Raw genomic sequence first — 18,420 nt, forward strand, 5'->3', positions numbered from 1 at the left:
TGTGCGCCTACTGGGCGGCGAGGATGTCGACCACGAAGCGCAGCGGACCGCCCGGACGCCCGCCCGCGCCGTCGCCGTACGCCTGTTCGGCCGGGATGTCGAGCTGCACCCGGCTGCCCACGTTGACCCCGACCAGGCCCTTGTCCCAGCCCTCGATGACCTGCTGGACGCCGATCGGGAAGGTGGCCGGCTCACCCCGGCTCCAGGAGGAGTCGAACTCCTCGCCGTTGGCGTAGAACACGCCCACGTAGTTGGTGGTAATCGACTGGCCGGTCTCGACCTTCGGCCCGGCGCCCTCGATCAGCGTGGTGACGGTGAGCTTGGTCAGCTCGCCCTCGCCAGCGGCCACGGTCGGCTTGCTCCCGAGCGCCGGGTCCGCGCCCTCGGGCAGCTGCGGAGCGGGCGGTGCATCCGGCTCCGCCGGGTCGCTCGCCACCGCCGACGGCGCGTCGGCCGCCTGCTCGGGGGCGTCGTCGCCGCGCTGGCCGCCGATGATCACGAACACGGTGATCAGCACCGCGACCACGGCGACTCCGGCGAACGCGCCGGCCCAGGCCTGCCGGCGGCGCTTGGCCTCGGCGGCCTTCTGTTCCGCCAACTGTTCGGCCAGTCGCCGCCGTGCCTTGGTCTCCTGCCCGCCCGCGTGCTCGCTCACGTCCTCGACTCCCTGTTGAGAGGTGGGTGCGTCCGGGCCACGGACGCCGTCGCCGACACACGGTACCTGGTGGCCGGCGTACTTCCGACCGTCGATCGTGATGGGTGGGATGGCCGGGGCGGTCGGGGCGGAACTGCGGGGCCCGGAACACGCTTCCGGGGCCCCGCGTCGACGCCGTCCCCACCCGTGGGGCGTCACCAGGACGTGGGCTTGCCCTTCTGGAACAACCACACGTCGAAGAAGGCGGTGAGATCCTGCCCGGACTCCCGCTCGGCCAGCGAGACGAAGTCGGCCGTGGCGGCGTGGCTGTACCGGTGGATCGCCGCCCACCGTCGCAGGATGCGGGCGAACGCCTCCTCGCCGACCTTGCCGCGCAGCGCGTGCAGGGTCATCGCGCCCCGGTTGTACGGGATGCTGCTGAACATCTCCATCGGCCCGGGGTCGGCGAGGAGCACCTGCCAGAACGACGAGGTCGCGGCGCGCCCGTAGTTGCTGCTGTTGTTGAAGGTCGCCTCGACCGTGGCCCCGCCGTTGAACTCGGTGTACATCCATTGGCCGTAGGTGGCGAAGCCCTCGTTGAGCCAGATGTCCTTCCAGCGCTCCGGCGAGACGCTGTTGCCGTACCACTGGTGGGCGATCTCGTGGGCCATGGTGCCGACGCTCGCCGTGTTCGAGAAGATCGGCTTGGTCTGGGTCTCCAGGGCGTAACCCACCTGCGGCGCGTAGTCGACGATCGCCCCGGTGGAGGCGAACGGGTACGGCCCGAACTTCCCGGTGAAGAACTCCATCATCTTCGGGATCTGCGACACCGCGTTGGCCGAGCCGGCGACCAGGCGCGGGTCGATGGCGACGTACGACGGGATTCCGCTCGGCGTGACCGACTCGGTGACCTCGAACGTGCCGATCGTGATCGTCGCCAGGTAGGTCGCCATCGGCTCGGTGCTGTCCCAGACGAACGTCGTCCAGCCGTTACGGGTCCTCTGGGACAGGAGTTGGCCGTTGCCGACCGCGGTGAGCCCCTCCGGCACCTTCGCGGTGAACCGGAAGGTCGCCTTGTCGGTCGGGGTGTCGTTGCTCGGCAGCCAGGCGGGGGTGCCCTGCGGCTCCCCGACGACGAAGGCGCCGTCGTCGGTCGGGATCCAGCCCTCGATCGACCCGTCCGGGTCGGTCACCGGTCCGGGTACGCCGGCGTATTTCACCACCACGGTGAACTTCTTGCCGGCCTTCAGCTTCCCGTGCGGGGTGACGACCAGTTCCTGGCCGTCCCGGCTGAAGGCGCTCTTCTTACCGTCCACGGTCAGCGAGGTGATCTCCGGGCCCCGGAAGTCGAGGTCGAACCGGTCGAGATTCTGGGTGGCGTGCGCGGTGATCGTCGCGGTGGCGTCCATGACCTGGGTCGCCGGGTCGTACGAGAAGTCGAGGTCGTAGTGCTTGACGTCGTACCCGCCGTTGCCCTGGTCCGGGAAGTACGGGTCGCCGATGCTCGGCGCGCCGGGAGAATACCGGGGGGTGCAGGGCTTGCCGGGCTTGGGCTTACCCGGCGCGGCCTTGGGTTTGCCGGGGGCCGGGGTGGGCTTGGCGGGGACTGCGCTGGCAGCGGTCGGTGTCGCCAGCAGGCCGGCGGCTACCAGGGCGGCGGTGGCCAGGCCGGTAGCACGCAGACGGGGACGTGTCATGTGAATCCTCTCAATGGGGATGTCAGGCAGAGTAGGATTCACAAAATTCCTGGTCAATGCCGGCGAGGCCGGAGGCCATTGGCCTTGATCAGGCGGTTTTACGAGGGCTTGTCTTTTTCGTGGCTGTCTTCGTCGCCTTCTTCTCGGCGGTCTTCGTGCCCGTCTGGGCCTTCTTGGCGGTCGTCTTCTTCGCCGCGGTGGCCTTCTTCTCGGCGGTCTTCTTCGCCGGGGCCTTCCTCGCGGTCGTACCGGCGGCCTTCTTCTGGGCCGAACGCGCGGCGGTGATCGGCGTCGGCGCGCCGGCGCCCCCGGACGGCTCCTCGCCACGGGCCGCGCGGGCTCGCTCGACGGACGCCTTGAGGGCCGCCATCAGGTCCACGGCGGCGGCCGGGGCCTCCTCGACCTCCTCCGGCTGGACCACCTCGCGGCCCTCCACCTTGGCGTCGATGACCTCCTGCAACGCCGCCCGGTAGTCGTCGGTGAACTCGTCGGGATGGAAGTCGCCGGCCATCGAGTCGATCAGCGAGCTGGCCATGGCCAGCTCGGGCGGCCGGACCTTCAGCTCCTCGCCGAGAAAGCCGAAGTCCGGCTTACGGATCTCGTCGGGCCAGAGCATCGTGTTCAGCAGCAGCACGCCGTCGCGGACCCGCAGGGTGGCCAGCTGCTCCCGCTGGCGCAGCGCCACCTTGACGATGGCCACCCGCTCCGAGTCGGTCAGCGCGTCCCGCAGCAGCAGGTACGGCTTGGTCGCGGTGCCCTCCGGCTCCAGGAAGTACGCCTTGTTGTACAGGATCGGGTCGACCTGCTCGGCCGGCACGAACTCCAGCACGTCGATCGCGTGCGAGGTGCTCAACGGCAGGTCGGCGAAGTCGGCGTCGGTGAGGATCACCATCTCGCCGCCGCCGATGTCGTAGCCCTTGGCGATGTCGTCGTAGCTGACTTCCTCGCCGCAGACCTGGCAGGTGCGCTTGTACCGGATACGCCCCCCGTCGGAGCGGTGTACCTGATGGAACCGGATGTCCTTCTCCTCGGTCGCGGAGTAGAGCTTCACCGCGATCGAGACCAGGCCGAACGACACGGCCCCCTTCCAGATGGCCCGCATCCAGCGCCCCCTTCCCCGGTATCGACCATGCTCGCATCTCCAGTGAACCGGACGTGACGTGTTTGGCCTGCTACTACAGTCATTTCGTGTCCGGCCCGCCGCTCAAGCCGATGCTTGCGATGACCGGGCAACTCCCGGTCGGTGCCGGCTGGGCGTACGAGTTCAAGTGGGACGGGGTACGCGCGCTCGCCGACATCGCCGCCGGACGGCAACGCCTGTACGCCCGCTCCGGCGTGGAGATCACCACCGCGTACCCCGAACTGATCCCGCTCGCCGAGCAGGTCGACGACGCGCTGCTCGACGGCGAGGTGGTGCTCTTCGATCCGGCCGGGCGGCCGTCCTTCACCGCCCTGGCCGAACGGATGCACGTGCGGGACCCGGCGAAGGCGGCCCGGCTGGCGGCGACCGTCCCGGTCACGTACATGATCTTCGACCTGTTGCGGCTCGGCGAGGCCGACCTCACCGGCTGGCCGTACGCCCGACGCCGGGAGGCCCTCCACGGCCTGGGACTGGGCGCGGCGCGGTGGGCGGTGCCCCCGGTCTTCTTCGACGGCCCGGCCACCTACGAGGCGGCCGGCGAGCACGGCCTGGAGGGGGTGATGGCCAAACGGGTCGACTCGACCTACCGACCCGGGGTCCGCACGCCGGACTGGACGAAGGTCAAGCTGGACGTGACCGGTGACTTCGTGGTCGGCGGCTGGCGGCCCGGCGCGCGGAAGATCGGCGGACTGCTGGTCGGGGTGCCCGGCACCGGCGGGCGACTGATCTTCCGGGGGCGGGTGGGCGGCGGGATCGGCGCGGCCCTCGAACGCGAGCTGCTGCGTGAGCTGGAGCCACTGCGCACCATCGCGTCGCCGTTCGGCCGGGACGTGCCCCGCGAGGATGCCCGGGGCGCGATCTGGGTGACGCCCCGGGTGGTGGTCGAGATCAAGTACGGGCAGCGCACCCCGGACGGGCGGCTGCGGTTCCCCCGGATCCTGCGACTGCGCCCGGACAAGCCGGCCGAGGAGGTCGACGATGCCAGCTGACCGGCTCCGGGTCGACGTGCAGGGCCGGACCCTGGAACTCTCCAACCTGGACAAGATCCTCTACCCGGCGGCCGGGTTCACCAAGGGCGAGGTGATCGACTACTACACCCGGGTCGCGCCGGTGCTGCTGCCGCACCTGCACGACCGGGCCCTCACCCGGATCCGCTACCCGAACGGGGTGGCGGGCAACTCCTTCTTCGAGAAGAACGCCCCCGCCGCCACCCCGCCGTGGGTACGCGTCGAGACGCTCCCCGCGCCCGGCTCCACCAAGGGCCGGGAGACCATCGACTACGTGCTCGCCGACGACCTGCCCACCCTGGTCTGGCTGGCCAACCTCGCCGCCCTGGAACTGCACACCCCGCAGTGGAAGGTCGGCGAGCATCCGGACCTGATGGTGGTCGACCTGGACCCCGGGGCGCCGGCCACGCTGCGACAGTGCTGCCAGGTGGCGTTGCTGCTGCGGGACCGGCTGGCGCTCGACGGGGTCGACTCGTACGCCAAGACGTCGGGAAAGAAGGGCATGCAGCTCAGCTGCCCGATCGCCGGCACACAGGACGCCGACGACGTCTCGGCCTATGCCCGGCGGATCGCCCAGGAAGTGGAGCGCGAGCACCCGAAACTGGTCGTGTCGAGGATGGCGAAGAACCTTCGCCCGGGAAAGGTCTTCATCGACTGGAGTCAGAACAACGCGGCGAAGACGACCGTGGCGCCGTACTCGCTGCGCGCCCAGCCGGTGCCGTCCGTCTCCACCCCGCTGACCTGGGACGAGGTCTCCGCCGGCGCCGCCGGCAGGCGGCCGTCGTCCCGGCCGTTCACCGCCGCTGAGGTGCTGGGCCGGATCGACGAGTACGGCGACCTCCTCACCCCCCTCCTCACCCCCGGCCCCACCCTCCCGGTGTAAGGAAGGGCCCCTTGTTAACGCCTCCGGTATAGGAGGGGCCCCCTATTAACCCCGTCGGTCAGGTGGTGTGCGAGTGCTGATCGTGGTCGGCGAGGACTTCGGCGATGACGCGCTGGTTGGCGGTGGCTAGTTCGGGGTTGCCCCCCAGGTGCTGGCTCACCAGCAGCAGGGCCTTCCACAGGGCCCAGCCGCGGGCCCGCGCCCAGGTGCCGTCGTCCTGCCCGACCGCCTCCCGGAAAGCCTCGCGGCTGGCGCCGGAGAGCATCGTCCAGGCGAGCACCAGGTCGCAGGCCGGGTCGCCCACGCCGGAGGTGCCGAAGTCGATGACCGCGCTCAGCTGCCCGTCCGCGACCAGCAGGTTTCCCACCGCGATGTCGCCGTGGAACCACACCGGCGTGCCGCGCCACTCGGCGGCCAGGGCGGCCTCCCACACTGCGGCGGCCCGGTCCACGTCGACCTGACCGGCGAGCGCGGCCAGCAGGCGACGGGTCTCCTCGTCGTAGTGGGCCGGCGAGGCACCCCGGTAACAGCTCTGCTTCCCGGCGAGCGGGCCGCCGGTGGCGTCGCAGCGTTGCAGGGCGCGGAGGAATTCGGCCACCGAGACGGCGAAGCGCGTCAGGTCGTCGATGCGCCCCCGGTCGGCCGTGGTGCCGGGCAGCCAGCCGCGTACCGACCATGGGAAGGGGTATCCCGCGCCGGGCTCGCCCAGGCCCAGGATCGGCGGGACGGCGACCGGCAGCTCGGGCGCCAGCCGGGGCAGCCACTCGTTCTCCTTGGCCACGGCGGGGGCGTAACCGGGGGCGGTGGGCAGGCGTACGGTCATCTCCTCGCCCAGGCGGTATGTCCGGTTGTCCCACCCGTCGACCTCCACCGGGGTCACCGGCAGGTCGCTCCACTGTGGAAACTGTGTCGCGATCAGTCGCTTCACCAGCGCGGCGTCGATCCCGGCGCGGCCGTCGAGGGGAGCCGGGGAAGTGTTGTCCTCGCTGGTCGAAGGCATGACGTCATCCTTGGTGGACGCCGGCCCGACGGCAACGCGGTTTCGGTGGCCCGAGGCGCTCCGGGTGCCCGCCGAGGCGATGCACCGGGGCCACCCGCCGCTCACCTCGCCAGGACCCGTGCCGCCGCTCGTGGCATCTCGTACGAAAGGATGGTGATCGCCAACCCTCAGGGCCTTTGCCCGCCGCGACCGTGCCCCTACCCTCTCAAGTTCGGTAATAGCTGATCTTGACAATACGGGGGTCTCGTGCGGCGAAAGCTGATCGCGCGTTTCATGGTCGCGGCACTGGGTGCCGCATCCGTCGTGGCGGCATCGCCCGGTTCCGGTATGGCCGTACCGCCGTCGTGGGCCGGGACCAGCAGCTCCATCGACGCGGACTGGTCGTCCGGCGAGGACGGGGCGGTGGAGTTCGAGGGCCGGCTGTCGTTCTTCCCCGGTGAGGTGACGTCCGCCCAGACGCTTCGGGTACGGAGGGTGGACGCGCTGGGCTACCACACCCTGCCGGACGTGATCACCGACGCCGGCGGCGGCTTCGTCATGACCGACACACCGATCCACCATGGCGACAACACCTACACGTTCCACTACTCCGGCACCGCCTCGCAGGCGCCCGAGTCTCGGGATTTCACTGTCTTGGTGGACGGCACCACGTCGGCGCTGTCCCTGACGGCGCCGACGAGCGGCAAGCGCGCCGCGAAGCTCACTGTCAGCGGGACGTTGACGTTGAGCGGGAAGCCCCTGCCGGCACCGTGGAGATTGCAGGTGGTGCGCAAGGACGCCGCCGGTAGCACCACGCTGCCGGTAGTCACGGCCAACCCGGCCGGCGCGTTCTCTTTCAGCGACACCCCGCCGGTCGGCGGCAACAACACCTACACCGTGACGTTCGTGGGTGACAACTTCGTCACCGGGTCGACCCGGTCGGCCGTCGTGAGCATCTCCCGCGCTCCCACCACGCTGCGCCTGACCACGAAGGCGGACACCAAGAGCTGGGCTCCGAATGTGAAGGTGACCGCGTACCTGGGCAAGACCTACACCAACCGCAAGGTCTGCCTGTACGCGAAACCTCACGGCGAGTACGAGTACCCGCTCAAGTGCGGCAAGGTGAACTCGTCCGGCAACCTGAATGCCACCAACATCATCAACAAACGGACCGTCTACACGGCACGGTTCACCGGGGACCACCGGTATGCATCCGCCAAGGTCAGCTCGGCGGTGAAGCCGTCGGTGAACGTCGCGAACGCCGTGGGCGGCGCTTCCTTCACGAAGTCGGGCAAATACCGGATCTTCCAGCGGAAGAGCAACCCGGTGACGAGGAGCTGGGTGTCACCGGAGAACCACAAGGGCGTCTGCATGTACTACACGGTGCAGGCGTACAAGTCCGGCAAGTGGCGCACCGTGTCGACCAGCAAGTGCCACAAGCTGAACTCCGCCAGCCAGGGCAACTACACCTACAAGGGGAAGCGGACGGTCGGCGTCAACTACCGGGTACGGGCCAAGTTCGCCGGCACCGCCGCGCACAGGGCCACCAACGGCGACTGGCACTACTTCCGGTTCCGGAACTAATCCGACGGGCTCGACAGGGCGGGGCAGCCCGTAGTATTACGTACCTATGCTTGCTGCCCCGCCTGTGCTTTCCGTCGTCGGTCTCGCCGAGCGGGAGCAGCCACTGCTCACCTACCTCGACCACCGCACCGGGCATCGTCAGCAGCTGACCGCCGCGGAACTGGGCGAGTGGTCGGCCCGGGCCGCCGGCCTGCTGCGCGACGGGTGCGGACTGGCTCCGGGCAGCCGGGTGGCGGTGCTGCTGCCGCCGCACTGGCGTACCGCCGCGGTGTTGCTGGGAGCCTGGGCGGTGGGGCTGGAAGTCTCGTTCCGGCCGCGTGCCACCGCCGGGCTGCCGGTGCTGGAGCCGGGCGGCGACCGGCCGTACGACGCCGTCCTGGTCAGCCCGGAACGACTCGACGACTGGTTGGAGGACGTCCCCGACGGCCTGCACCGCTACCTCGTCGGCACCGGGCCGGAGCCGCTGGCCGACGTGCCGGCCGGCTGGCTCGACTGGTCCGTGGAGGTGCTGCGGCACGGTGCCGCCCCGGCCGATCGCCCCACGCTGCACGCGTCCGATCCGGCCAGCCCGGACGGCACCAGCTACGACGAGTGGGGCCGGGTGGCCCAGGCGGTCGCCGAACAACTCGACCTGCGAGTCGGTGACCGCCTGCTGGTCGACGTCACCGAGCACGACCAGCCGTTGAAGTGGCTGCTCGCCCCGCTGTCGGCGGGCGCGTCGGTGGTGCTCTGCGCCAACCTCGACCCGGCGGACCGGGACTTGGTCGCCACCACCGAGCAGGTGACCCGGGTGCTCTGACCGGGCCCGCCCGCAGTCGCCGCGCCGTCCCGGACCCGGCGGCAACACGGACCGGTGACGACACCGGTCCCGAGCGCAGACGCGGATGGTCGACGACGCCGAGCCTGGTTGGAGGCGCGGACCGGTGACGACGCCGGCCCCGGGGCGGCGAACCCCGGGGCCGGCGTCGTCGGTCAGTGGTTGGTCAGCGGCGGCCGAAGACCTTGGCGCTGGTGCCCAGGCGGAGCAGCACGGTCTCGCCGGTCGAGTTCTCCAGGCCGTCGTTGTCGGTGATGGCGTACACCTGGCCGTTGCCGGCCACGGTCAGCCCCTCCAGCTTCTCCTGGGTCCAGCCGTCGGTGGCGCGCAGCGCCGGCAGGACGTCCAGGGCGAGCCGCTTCGGCAGCACCGTCAGCGGGCCGGGAGCGGCCGGGCCGGCCGGCAGCGGCACGGTGTAGATCCGCTTGATCGCGGCGGCCGGGCCGTTCAGCTTGTCCCGCTCGATCACCGCGAGCCGGTCGCCGACCACGGTGATCTCGGAGAGTCCGATCCAGTCACCGGGGACGTCGGTGCGCTCCAGCCGGTAGCCGAACCAGCTCCACGTCCCGGCGGTCACGTCGTACCGGCCGATCCGGACCACACCGGCCGGATCGGTGGCGACCTCCCGCTGGAGCACCGCCCAGACGATCTCCCGGCCGCGCTTGTCGGTGGTCGCGGTGACCCCCTCGAAGCCCTGCTTGGCCAGACCGGCGGCGATCTCCGAAGGCAGCGGCACGACCTGCCGGGTCACCCCGGCGTCGTCCAGCCGGACCAGCTTGTTCTCCGGGCCGCTGGCCCCCTCGACGGCCAGCCAGAAGCCGCCCTGCGGGCGCGCGAAGATGCCTTCGGCGTCGTAGCCGATCGGCTCGCCGCGCTCGTCGCGGACCGGCAGAGCCTTGCTGATCACCGCCGGGCTCTTGCGCGCGTCGATGGTGAAGATCTGGGTCTTCGCGTACGCCGCGTCGGTCACGCTGTAGAGCAGGTGCGGCTGCTTCGGGGCGGCGGAGAGGGCGCCGAGCGCGCCCCAGCCGATCGGCGCGCCGGTGGCGTCCGGGCCGGAGACGATGCTCGGGAACCCGGGAGTGCCCCTGCCGAGCTGGTACAGCGCCACCGAGGCACGCACGCCGACCGTGGCGTCGTCGGTCTCGCTGGAGACCGCGAGCAGCCCACGGGACGGGATCGGCAGCAGCCCCTCCGGCCCGTTCGTGGTGGCGAGGACCTGCCTGAACACCGGGGCGGTCGGCCTGCTCACGTCGTAGACGGCGACGAAGTTGCTGCGCTCCGAGCCGACGAAGGCGTAGCGGGTGCCGCCGTACTCGGCGACGGCCAGCCCCTCCGGTTCGGTGCCCTTCTTGCCCGCCCGGTCCTCGTTGTGCAGGCCGTGCCGGACGGCCAGCCACTCGAAGCTGTTACCGGCGTCCCAGGCCACCCGGCCGGTGCGGCTGTCGAAGACCGTCCAGCCCCGGGTGCCGCCCCGCCAGTCACCCTCGTTGGCGGTGGCCAGGTAGCGGTCGTCGATCCAGGCCAGCGCGTCCGGCTCCCGGGGTACGTCGGTGATCGAGCCGGTCAGGTCGATCACGCCGTCCTTGACCGTGTCGATCCGCTCCACCGAGGCGGTGCCGGCCGAGAACGCGCCGGTGATCCGGCCGGTGGGCAGGTCGATCAGGACGATGCCGTTGTTCTCCTGGAGCGTCACCGCGAGCTGGTTACGCCCATTGATCGAGACGTACTCGGGCTCCGGGTCGGTGGGCTCGGTGATCCCGGCGGCGGCCAGCGCGGGCAGCGCCCGGCCGTCGGCGGTGGTCAGCGGTACGGTCCGCAGCGACCACCGCTGCGGGTTGGTGCCGGCCAGGTCGACGATCTGCACGAAGCCGGCCGGCGCCTGCGGCAGGTCGCCCTTCTTGCCGCCGGGCGGGGTGGCGTCCTCGTCCCGCTCGTTCTCGATGGCGATCGCCGCGTACCGCCGGTCGGCGCTGATCGCGATCGAGTCGGGCTGGCCGCCGAGGTCGATGCTGCGCACCCGCTTGCGGGTGGCCAGCTCGATCACGTCGAGGCGGCCGGCGGGGTCGGCGAAGCTGGCGCTGGTGTTGACCACGACCAGGACGTAGCGGCCGACCACGGCCACCGAGGTCGGCTCGTCCTCGGCGTCGCCGAGCTGGGTCAGGGAGAGCGTGCCGAGGCCGCGCGGCTTGTCGGCGCGGGAGAAGTCGAGGAAGCCGATCCGGCGGGCCGCCGCGTCGGTGTAGACCAGGGTGCGGCCGTCCTCGCTGATCGCGGAGATCTCGGCCACCGTCTCGGTGGCCGGGTCCTCGCCGGCCGGGCGGTTCAGGAAGACCGGGTAGGTGGCGGTGCGGTCGAAGCTCTTCGCCGGCCCGTGCGGCTTCTGCGTCGTGCTCTTCTGGGCGGTGGGCTTCTGGGCGGCGTGGGCCGTGCCGGTGATGGCGAGGGCGGCAATGGTGGCTCCGGCCACCGCCAGCCTGGGGAACGATCTCTTGCTGGTCACTGGTCCTCCGTCTGTGCAGACACGGACGGAGGCTGGCAGGCGCGGCCGAGCACCGGCTGTCGCCACCGTGAACAGCGGGCGAACAGCACGCCGAGCAGGCCGGAGGCTGATCCCACACATCGGGAGGCATCGGGTAGATCCTGGAAACTTACTGTTCGGCTCGAACGGAAACTGTCCAAGATCTCGGATTCAACCCAACGGCGAGCGGCTTACCGACGGATTGATCGTGGCGAGCAGGGCAAAGCGTGAGCCGCCGGCCCGCCTCAAGCCGCCTGCGCGTCGGGTCGCCGTTATGATCGATTAGCCGGTTAGTCGACCGTCGGTAGGGGCGGTCCGAGGACGTCGTCGGCGTCGATGATGGTGTACGCGTAGCCCTGCTCGGCGAGGAAGCGCTGGCGGTGGGCGGCGTACTCGGTGTCGATGGTGTCCCGGGAGACGACCGTGTAGAAGTGCGCCTGCCGGCCGTCGGACTTCGGGCGGAGCACCCGGCCCAACCGTTGCGCCTCCTCCTGGCGGGAGCCGAAGGTGCCCGAAACCTGGATCGCCACCGCCGCCTCGGGCAGGTCGATGGAGAAGTTTCCGACCTTGGAGATCACCAGGGTGCAGATCTCCCCGGAGCGGAACGCGTCGAAGAGCCGCTCGCGTTCCTTGTTGGTGGTCGAGCCCTGCACGATCGGGGCGTCCAGGTATTCGCCGAGCTGGTGCAACTGGTCGATGTACGCGCCGATGACCAGCGTCTGCTCGCCCGGGTGCCGGTCCACCAGGGCGCGGACCACCGGCAGCTTGGTGCGGGCGGTGGCCGCCATCCGGTAGCGCTCCTCGGCCTCCGCCGTCGCGTACGACATCCGCTCGGCGTCGGTCAGGGTGACCCTGACCTCGGTGCACTCGGCCGGGGCGATCCAGCCCTGCGACTCGATGTCCTTCCAGGGCGCGTCGTACCGCTTCGGGCCGATCAGGCTGAACACGTCGCCCTCCCGACCGTCCTCGCGGACCAGGGTGGCGGTCAGCCCGAGCCGGCGGCGAGCCTGTAGGTCGGCGGTGAACCGGAAGATCGGCGCGGGCAGCAGGTGCACCTCGTCGTAGACGACCAGGCCCCAGTCGCGGGCGTTGAACAGGTCAAGGTGGGTGAAGGCGCCGCCGCGCCGCGAGGTGAGCACCTGGTACGTGGCGATGGTGACCGGGCGGATCTCCTTGCGCTCGCCGGAGTACTCGCCGATCTCCGCCTCGGTCAGGGAGGTGCGGGCGATCAGCTCCCGCTTCCACTGCCGGCCGGCGACCGTGTTCGTGACCAGGATCAGGGTGGTCGCCTTCGCCTCGGCCATCGCCGCCGCGCCCACCAGCGTCTTGCCGGCCCCGCAGGGCAGCACCACCACGCCCGAGCCGCCGGCCCAGAACGCCTCGACCGCCTCCCGCTGGTACGACCGCAGCGTCCACGGCCGGCCGCCGTCCTTGCCGGCCTCGGCCAGCTCGATCGGGTGTGCCTCGCCGTCCACGTAGCCGGCCAGGTCCTCCGCCGGCCAGCCGAGCTTGAGCAGGGCCTGCTTGAGCCGCCCCCGCTCGGACGGGTGCACCGCGATGGTGTCGTCGTCCAGCTTCGCGCCGAGCATCCCGGCCAGCTTCTTGCTCTTGGCGACCTCGACCAGCACCACCCGGTCCAGGGCGCGTAGGACGAGGCCGTGCGCCGGGTCGTTGGCGAGCTGGAGCCGGCCGTACCGGTCCATGGTCTCGGCCACGTCGACCAGCAGGGCATGCGGCACCGGGTACCGCGAGAATTTGATCAGCGCGTCGACCACGCCCTCGGCGTCGTGGCCGGCGGCGCGGGCGTTCCACAACCCGAGCGGAGTCAGCCGGTAGGTGTGCACGTGCTCGGGGGAACGCTCCAGCTCGGCGAAGGGCGCGATGGCCATCCGGCAGGCCTGCGCGTCGGGGTGGTCGATCTCCAGCAGCAGGGTCTTGTCCGACTGCACGATCAGGGGTCCACCACTCACGCCGAATCTCCTCCTCCGTACGGCTGATCCGACCGCCCGGGCGGCGGCCTGACCTGCCTCAGGGCGACCATCCAGTGTTGCACGTCCGGATCGGCGTCAAGAAATGTTCACCGTGCGCGCAACCAACCTGCTGCTTTGAACCGTCTAGCAGGTGAGACGGGTGTCGAGGGTGGCGGCCCGGGAGTTCGCAACCGGGCCGCCGCACCGCCCTCGCAGTCGTCACGCCGGTCGGCGCCGGTGCGTGCGCGTTCGATCCGCGGTCAGACGGGCCAGGAAAGCGGGGGCCGTCACCGTCGCCGCGGGCCAGCCAACGGGGGCGAGCGGCGCGCCCGGACGCCGGACCGGCGAACACTCCTCCGTTTCGCCGCCGCGCCACCCTGGGTACCACCCGGACCGGATCGGTACGCGGTGGTGCTGGTCCGCAGCCGTCCAGAGTGACACTCTTGATGGCAGGGCCGGACCGAACGGGGGAGGGCACATGTCCATCGATCAGGAAGTGATCCCCGAGCGCGAGCAGGCCGAGCCGGCGACGGCACCCGTCTCCACCGCCACGGTGGTCGCGTACGCGGTGGTCGGGGTGCTCCTCTTCGGCTGGTTCCTCTTCGGCTGGCTCGTCCTCCAGCAGGGCTTCATCGACTCGGTCGGCGAGGCGGCCGGCACCGGGTTCGCGTTGCTGCTGGTCGTGGCGATTGTCGGGTCGGTACGGCGCAGCCGGCGCTGACCCGTCTCACTTCTCCAGCACCGCCGCGGTGATCCGGTGCAGCGCGAAGGTGTGCAGCATCTCGGTCCGCTCGTCCTCCGCGCGCAGGTACCCCGCGCCGAGTGAGACCGGCCGCACCAGCCGCGACGCGGTCGCCCCGTGTGCGTCGACGTAGCCGACCCAGACCAGCGCCTTGTCGCGGACCGCCTGTTGGAGCACGGCCAGGGCGTCGCTGTGACTGGGCACCGGGGTCGGCCCGGTCGGTGCCGCGCCCCGTACCGCCGCGGGTGCCCGTCGGGCCGCCCGCGCCGCCGCGTCCCCTCGGCGGATCTGCTCCACCACGCCCAACAGGCGCGGCAGGGGCAGGCGGGGGGTGGCGAGCGGGTCGAGTGCCCGGGTGGCCACCGACACCCGGGCCGGCGCCCGCCGGATCTTCTGGCGGGTGAGCACCGCCGTGCCGGTGGCATCCTCGGCCACCGGGGCGTAGCCGGCCTCCCGCAGCACGGTCAGCATCCGGCCGGCCTGGTGCGGGGTGACCAGCACGGTCGGCGCGAGCCGGCGTAGCGCCAGCCCCTCTACCCGCCGGTCGGCGAGCACCTCGGCCAACAGCGCCTCGTCGTCGCTGCGCAGGTACGCCCCGGCGGAGCCGATCCGCAGCCCGCCGTGCTTGCGCGCCACGTCGTCGACCAGGTAGGCCAACCCCTGCGGCACCGGCGTACGGGACCGCCGCCGGAACAGCGCGTGCAGATCGTCGGCGGAGTAGCCGGCGTCCAACGCCCGCCGCACGCTGCCCGTGGTGACCCGGTGCACGCTCGCCCCGCCGGCCGACTCGGGCTCGGCGATCACCTCCAGCTCGGCGGCGAGCGCCGGCTCGGGCGGTCCGGGCACCACCACGGTCAGGTCGGCCTGCACGAGGAAGTGGTCCACCGGGGCGGGTAGCAGCGCGTCCAGCGCCCGCACCGCCGTTCCCCGGCCGTCCTCGGCGTCGGCCCGAAGCCCGAGCGGGTCCTCCGTGTCGCGGTCCTCGGTCGCCGTCGCCTCGGCGAGCAGCAGCCGCCCGTACGAGGTGAGCGCCCCCAGCCCGGTCACGCCCAGCGTGGCCGCCTCGGCGAGCACCTCCCGGTGCGCCGCCTCCCGGCCCCGGCTGCGCCGCGGGGCCCGCCAGTCGAGCAGTGCCAGCACCTCGTCGACGGTGGGCGCGGCGGCCGGCTCCAGGTCGGCGAGCACACCGAGCACCGCCCGCCGGGCGGCCGGCGCGCTGGCCCGTTCCGCCTCGGCGGAGAGCACGGTGATCGGCCGGTCCCGGTCGTCGCGCTGGCCGACCAGCCCGACCTGCCGGGTCATGGTCAGCCAGGCCCGGATCAGCTGCTCCCAGCGTTGGGCCAGGGAACCGGACTGCCACATCTCGAACCCGGCGGTGGGCAGCACCTGCTGGTCGGCGCCGTACCGGCCGGCTGCGCCGGGCAGCTCGACCTCGCCGGTCAGGCCGGCCGCGTACGCCACCTCCAGCAGCAGCGCCGCCGTCGGCTCGTCCAGCCCGGTGGCGCGGGCCAACCGGCGCAGGTCGCGTACGCCGAGGCCACCCGAGCGGAGCACCGGCGCGGGATCGGCGGCCAGCTGATCCAGCAGCGCCTCGGTGTGGCGTACCACCTCCATGGCCTGCCCGGCCCCGGCGGAGTCGGCGGCCTTCGGCTCGCGGGGCGTGCCGGCCACCGGCGGCGGGCTGGTGCGCAGCGGTCCGAGCGGTCCGGTGTCCCGCCGCAGCAGCAGCCCGATCTCCCGGGGCAGCTCGACCATGCCGGTGCTGCCGCCCTTGCCGCCGGCGACCCGGACCAGCAGCCGGTGGTCGACCAGCCAGCGCACCGGAGAGCCGGTCGGCGCGCCGCCGTTGGTCTCGTCCGGGGGCAGGTCGTCGACGACGCCGGCCGCGGGGGCCTGCAACGCGCCGGGCGGCACGCTGCCGACCGGCGGCCCGGCGGCCAGCCGGTCCAGGATCGCCCGGGCCGACGGTGGCGCGGCCAGCAGCGTCCGCCGCAGCTTCGCCGGGTCCGCACAGAGCGCGGCCGTGCGCGGGTCCAGCTCCGCCGCCGGCCGGCCCAGCCCCGCCGGGTACGGGGAGATCTCGTCGATGCCACCGACCAGCTGAAGCTGCTGTTCGGGGCCGTACAGCAGGAACCGGGCACGCAGCCGGTCGAGGGCGGCCCGGACGGCGGTCGGCGCGGGCGGGCGGGGGCCGGTGGTGGCCATCGCGAGAACCCCGTCGACCGAGGTGGTGCCGTCGGCCGGGTCACGGGTCAACCGGGCGGCATCCATGATCTGGATGGTGAACTGGTCCAGCCCGTCCAGGGCGCGCGACACCGAGACCCGGGACTGGGCCCGAATGGCGAGCGCGGCGACGTCGGCGGGTACCGGTACGACGAGGTCGGGCCGCAGTTGGAGCAGGGCGGCGAGCGACTCGTCGGGCAGTGACCGCAGGTGGTCGGCGAGTGAGGTGGTCATCGTCGTTCCACGCTAGCCCGGCCGGGGCCGCTCCCGCCCATCGGACGACCGGGCTGCTCCGGGCGGCCGGGTAGCTTCGCAGCATGCTCCCTCTGACGGTCGGGTTCGACCTCGACATGACCCTGGTCGACTCACGCCCCGGCATCGCCGCGACCTACCGCGCGCTGACCGAGCGGACCGGTGTGCCGGTCGACGCCGAGGCCGCCGTGTCCCGGCTCGGCCCGCCGCTGCGCACCGAGATCGCCCGCTGGTTCCCGGCCGGGCAGGTCGAGGAGGCCGTCCGCGTCTTCCGCGAGCTCTATCCGGCGTACGCGATCACGCCGACCGTGCCGATGCCCGGCGCCCGGGCCGCCCTCGACGCGGTACGCGAGCGGGGCGGCCGGGTGCTCGTGGTCACGTCGAAGATCGCCCGGCTGGCCCGGCTGCACCTGGACCACCTGGGTCTGGTGGTGGACGAGCTGGCCGGGGACCTCTTCGCCGAGGAGAAGGCGACGGCGTTGCGGGCGCATGGCGCGACCCACTATGTGGGCGACCACGTGGCCGACATGGTGGCCGCCGGAGCGGCCGAGGTGCCCGGGATCGCGGTGGCCTCCGGGCCGTGCTCCGCCGACGAGCTACGGGCCGCCGGTGCGGCGGCGGTGCTGGCGGATCTCACCGGATTCCCGGCGGCGCTCGACGGCGTGATCCGGCTAGCCTTGAGGCAGTAGACGTCTCAGAGACTGTCGCGAAACCCCGCGCGGTTTCCCGACAGTCTCTCAAGCGAAGCAGAGGTTCTCAGGTGCCTACGGGTCGAGTGAAGTGGTACGACGCGACCAAGGGATACGGGTTCGTCACCAGCGACGAGGGTGGCGACGTGTTCCTGCCCAAGGCCGCGCTACCAGCGGGTGTCACCGACCTCAAGGGCGGCCAGCGGGTCGATTTCAGCGTGGTGGACAGCCGGCGCGGCGCGCAGGCGATGGGGGTGAAGCTCCTGGACGCCCCGCCGTCCGTGGCGGAGCTGCGCCGCCGACCCGCCGAGGAGCTGCACGGCCTGGTGGAAGACATGATCAAGGTGCTGGAGGCCAAGGTCCAGCCGGACCTGCGCCGGGGCCGTTTCCCGGATCGTAAGACGGCGCAGAAGGTCGCTCAGCTGGTCCACGCGGTCGCCCGCGAGCTGGAGGTCTGAGGCACGAGCCCGGCGTCGGCGGCCCGACCGAGCAGCGCCTCGACGGCGGCGAGCCCCGACTCTCCCAGGTCGGCGGTGAACTCGTTGACGTAGAGGCCGATGTGCCGGTCCACCACGTCGGGCTCCATCTCCTGGGCGTGCGCCAGCACGTACGCCCGGCTGGCCGCCGGGTCCGCCCAGGCCCGCTGGACGGAGCCCCGGATCCACCCGGCGGCCTCCTGCGGGTCGACCGCGTCGCGACGGGCCAGGATCGCGCCGAGCGGGATCGGCAGGCCGGTGTCGGCCTCCCACCACTCGCCGAGGTCGACCAGGGCGGTCAGGCCGTGGCGCGGGTAGGTGAAGCGGGCCTCGTGGATCACCAGCCCGGCGTCGTACCGTCCGGCGGCGACGCCGGGCATGATCTCGTGGAACGGCACCACCTCGATGCGCCGCGGCGTCCGGCCGGCCGCCCAGAGCCGGAACAGCAGGTACGCCGTGGTCCGGTCGCCGGGCACCGCCACGGTCGCGCCGCTGAGATCGGTGCGGTCCGGCCCACCGTCCCGGTCGCCCCTGGTGAGCACCAACGGGCCGCAGCCGCGACCGAGCGCGCCCCCGCAGGGCAGCAGGTGGTAGTCGCCCAGCAGCCACGGCAACGCCGCGTAACTCACCTTGACCAGGTCGAACGCGCCGCGCTCGGCGGCGGTGTTGGTCACGTCGACGTCGGCGTAGGTCACCTCGACCGGCGGTGCGCCGGGCACCTGCCCGTGCACCAGCGCATGGAAGACGAACGTGTCGTTTGGGCAGGGCGAGATAGCCAGCGAGAGCGCCACGCCCCCACGGTAAC

At 72.0% G+C, this 18,420-nt stretch carries 15 protein-coding genes; 7 read left to right on the plus strand and 8 right to left on the minus strand.

The genetic code is table 11. The features are described from left to right. Positions 1 to 7 precede the first annotated feature (7 nt). The 3 genes from ACQPYA_RS02665 to ACQPYA_RS02675 form a co-directional block, all read right to left on the minus strand. Positions 8 to 655, minus strand: a complete 648-nt coding sequence (locus ACQPYA_RS02665; protein ID WP_433531046.1) for an FKBP-type peptidyl-prolyl cis-trans isomerase — start codon at positions 653 to 655, stop codon at positions 8 to 10. Positions 656 to 849: 194 nt separating this feature from the next. Continuing rightward, positions 850 to 2,331 carry a M1 family metallopeptidase gene (locus ACQPYA_RS02670; protein WP_433531047.1) on the minus strand — a complete coding sequence of 494 codons (1,482 nt, stop codon included), beginning with the start codon at positions 2,329 to 2,331 and terminating at the stop codon, positions 850 to 852. 88 nt (positions 2,332 to 2,419) lie between these two features. Continuing rightward, positions 2,420 to 3,433 carry a Ku protein gene (locus ACQPYA_RS02675; RefSeq protein ID WP_433531048.1) on the minus strand — a complete coding sequence of 338 codons (1,014 nt, stop codon included), beginning with the start codon at positions 3,431 to 3,433 and terminating at the stop codon, positions 2,420 to 2,422. A gap of 86 nt (positions 3,434 to 3,519) precedes the next feature. On the opposite strand from ACQPYA_RS02675, the gene ACQPYA_RS02680 reads away from it, so the two are divergent. Both ACQPYA_RS02680 and ligD read left to right on the plus strand, forming a co-directional pair. Then, complete coding sequence (locus ACQPYA_RS02680) at positions 3,520 to 4,461, plus strand: ATP-dependent DNA ligase (RefSeq protein ID WP_433531049.1); 942 nt, start codon at positions 3,520 to 3,522, stop codon at positions 4,459 to 4,461. Next, positions 4,451 to 5,362, plus strand: coding sequence for a non-homologous end-joining DNA ligase (gene ligD / locus ACQPYA_RS02685; protein ID WP_433531050.1), 912 nt, complete (start codon positions 4,451 to 4,453; stop codon positions 5,360 to 5,362). Before ACQPYA_RS02680 ends, ligD begins: the two co-directional genes overlap by 11 nt. 58 nt (positions 5,363 to 5,420) lie before the next feature. On the opposite strand, the gene ACQPYA_RS02690 is transcribed toward ligD, so the two are convergent. Further along, complete coding sequence (locus ACQPYA_RS02690) at positions 5,421 to 6,362, minus strand: aminoglycoside phosphotransferase family protein (protein ID WP_433531051.1); 942 nt, start codon at positions 6,360 to 6,362, stop codon at positions 5,421 to 5,423. A gap of 327 nt (positions 6,363 to 6,689) precedes the next feature. Here ACQPYA_RS02690 and ACQPYA_RS02695 point away from each other — a divergent pair, with 327 nt between their 5' ends. Both ACQPYA_RS02695 and ACQPYA_RS02700 read left to right on the plus strand, forming a co-directional pair. Continuing rightward, positions 6,690 to 7,925 (plus strand): hypothetical protein, encoded by a 1,236-nt coding sequence (locus ACQPYA_RS02695; protein WP_433531052.1) that lies wholly within the window; start codon positions 6,690 to 6,692, stop codon positions 7,923 to 7,925. Positions 7,926 to 7,989: 64 nt separating this feature from the next. Next, positions 7,990 to 8,724 carry a TIGR03089 family protein gene (locus ACQPYA_RS02700; RefSeq protein WP_433531053.1) on the plus strand — a complete coding sequence of 245 codons (735 nt, stop codon included), beginning with the start codon at positions 7,990 to 7,992 and terminating at the stop codon, positions 8,722 to 8,724. 184 nt (positions 8,725 to 8,908) lie between these two features. On the opposite strand, the gene ACQPYA_RS02705 is transcribed toward ACQPYA_RS02700, so the two are convergent. Continuing rightward, complete coding sequence (locus tag ACQPYA_RS02705; protein WP_433531054.1) at positions 8,909 to 11,245, minus strand: esterase-like activity of phytase family protein; 2,337 nt, start codon at positions 11,243 to 11,245, stop codon at positions 8,909 to 8,911. 308 nt (positions 11,246 to 11,553) lie between these two features. Beyond that, positions 11,554 to 13,233 (minus strand): DNA repair helicase XPB, encoded by a 1,680-nt coding sequence (locus ACQPYA_RS02710; protein ID WP_433531055.1) that lies wholly within the window; start codon positions 13,231 to 13,233, stop codon positions 11,554 to 11,556. Positions 13,234 to 13,711: 478 nt separating this feature from the next. Here ACQPYA_RS02710 and ACQPYA_RS02715 point away from each other — a divergent pair, with 478 nt between their 5' ends. Next, positions 13,712 to 13,954 carry a hypothetical protein gene (locus ACQPYA_RS02715; RefSeq protein ID WP_433531056.1) on the plus strand — a complete coding sequence of 81 codons (243 nt, stop codon included), beginning with the start codon at positions 13,712 to 13,714 and terminating at the stop codon, positions 13,952 to 13,954. Positions 13,955 to 13,960: 6 nt separating this feature from the next. Here ACQPYA_RS02715 and ACQPYA_RS02720 read toward each other — a convergent pair whose 3' ends face one another. Continuing rightward, positions 13,961 to 16,432, minus strand: a complete 2,472-nt coding sequence (locus ACQPYA_RS02720) for a helicase-associated domain-containing protein (protein ID WP_433531057.1) — start codon at positions 16,430 to 16,432, stop codon at positions 13,961 to 13,963. An 83-nt stretch (positions 16,433 to 16,515) separates the two neighbouring features. Between ACQPYA_RS02720 and ACQPYA_RS02725 the strand changes: the two genes are divergently transcribed. Both ACQPYA_RS02725 and ACQPYA_RS02730 read left to right on the plus strand, forming a co-directional pair. Next, entirely contained in the window at positions 16,516 to 17,139 is a 624-nt protein-coding gene (locus ACQPYA_RS02725) for an HAD family hydrolase (RefSeq protein ID WP_433531058.1), read from the plus strand. 71 nt (positions 17,140 to 17,210) lie between these two features. Continuing rightward, positions 17,211 to 17,597 carry a cold-shock protein gene (locus tag ACQPYA_RS02730; RefSeq protein ID WP_111215200.1) on the plus strand — a complete coding sequence of 129 codons (387 nt, stop codon included), beginning with the start codon at positions 17,211 to 17,213 and terminating at the stop codon, positions 17,595 to 17,597. On the opposite strand, the gene ACQPYA_RS02735 is transcribed toward ACQPYA_RS02730, so the two are convergent. Continuing rightward, on the minus strand, positions 17,558 to 18,406 hold the full coding sequence (locus tag ACQPYA_RS02735) for a 1,4-dihydroxy-6-naphthoate synthase (protein ID WP_433531059.1): 849 nt from the start codon (positions 18,404 to 18,406) through the stop codon (positions 17,558 to 17,560). The genes ACQPYA_RS02730 and ACQPYA_RS02735 overlap by 40 nt on opposite strands. Between the last annotated feature and the right edge of the window lie 14 nt (positions 18,407 to 18,420).

The sequence above is a fragment of the Micromonospora sp. CA-263727 genome (genome assembly GCF_050942455.1).
Lineage (GTDB): Bacteria > Actinomycetota > Actinomycetes > Mycobacteriales > Micromonosporaceae > Micromonospora.

Bases quoted from the DNA above. Each gene is read 5' to 3' on its own strand.
- ACQPYA_RS02690 (WP_433531051.1), bottom strand. From the start codon at position 6,362: ATGCCTTCGACCAGCGAGGACAACACTTCCCCGGCTCCCCTCGACGGC.
- ACQPYA_RS02670 (WP_433531047.1), bottom strand. From the start codon at position 2,331: ATGACACGTCCCCGTCTGCGTGCTACCGGCCTGGCCACCGCCGCCCTG.
- ACQPYA_RS02725 (WP_433531058.1), top strand. From the start codon at position 16,516: ATGCTCCCTCTGACGGTCGGGTTCGACCTCGACATGACCCTGGTCGAC.
- ACQPYA_RS02720 (WP_433531057.1), bottom strand. From the start codon at position 16,432: ATGACCACCTCACTCGCCGACCACCTGCGGTCACTGCCCGACGAGTCG.
- ligD (WP_433531050.1), top strand. From the start codon at position 4,451: ATGCCAGCTGACCGGCTCCGGGTCGACGTGCAGGGCCGGACCCTGGAA.
- ACQPYA_RS02675 (WP_433531048.1), bottom strand. From the start codon at position 3,433: ATGCGGGCCATCTGGAAGGGGGCCGTGTCGTTCGGCCTGGTCTCGATC.
- ACQPYA_RS02695 (WP_433531052.1), top strand. From the start codon at position 6,690: ATGGCCGTACCGCCGTCGTGGGCCGGGACCAGCAGCTCCATCGACGCG.
- ACQPYA_RS02715 (WP_433531056.1), top strand. From the start codon at position 13,712: ATGTCCATCGATCAGGAAGTGATCCCCGAGCGCGAGCAGGCCGAGCCG.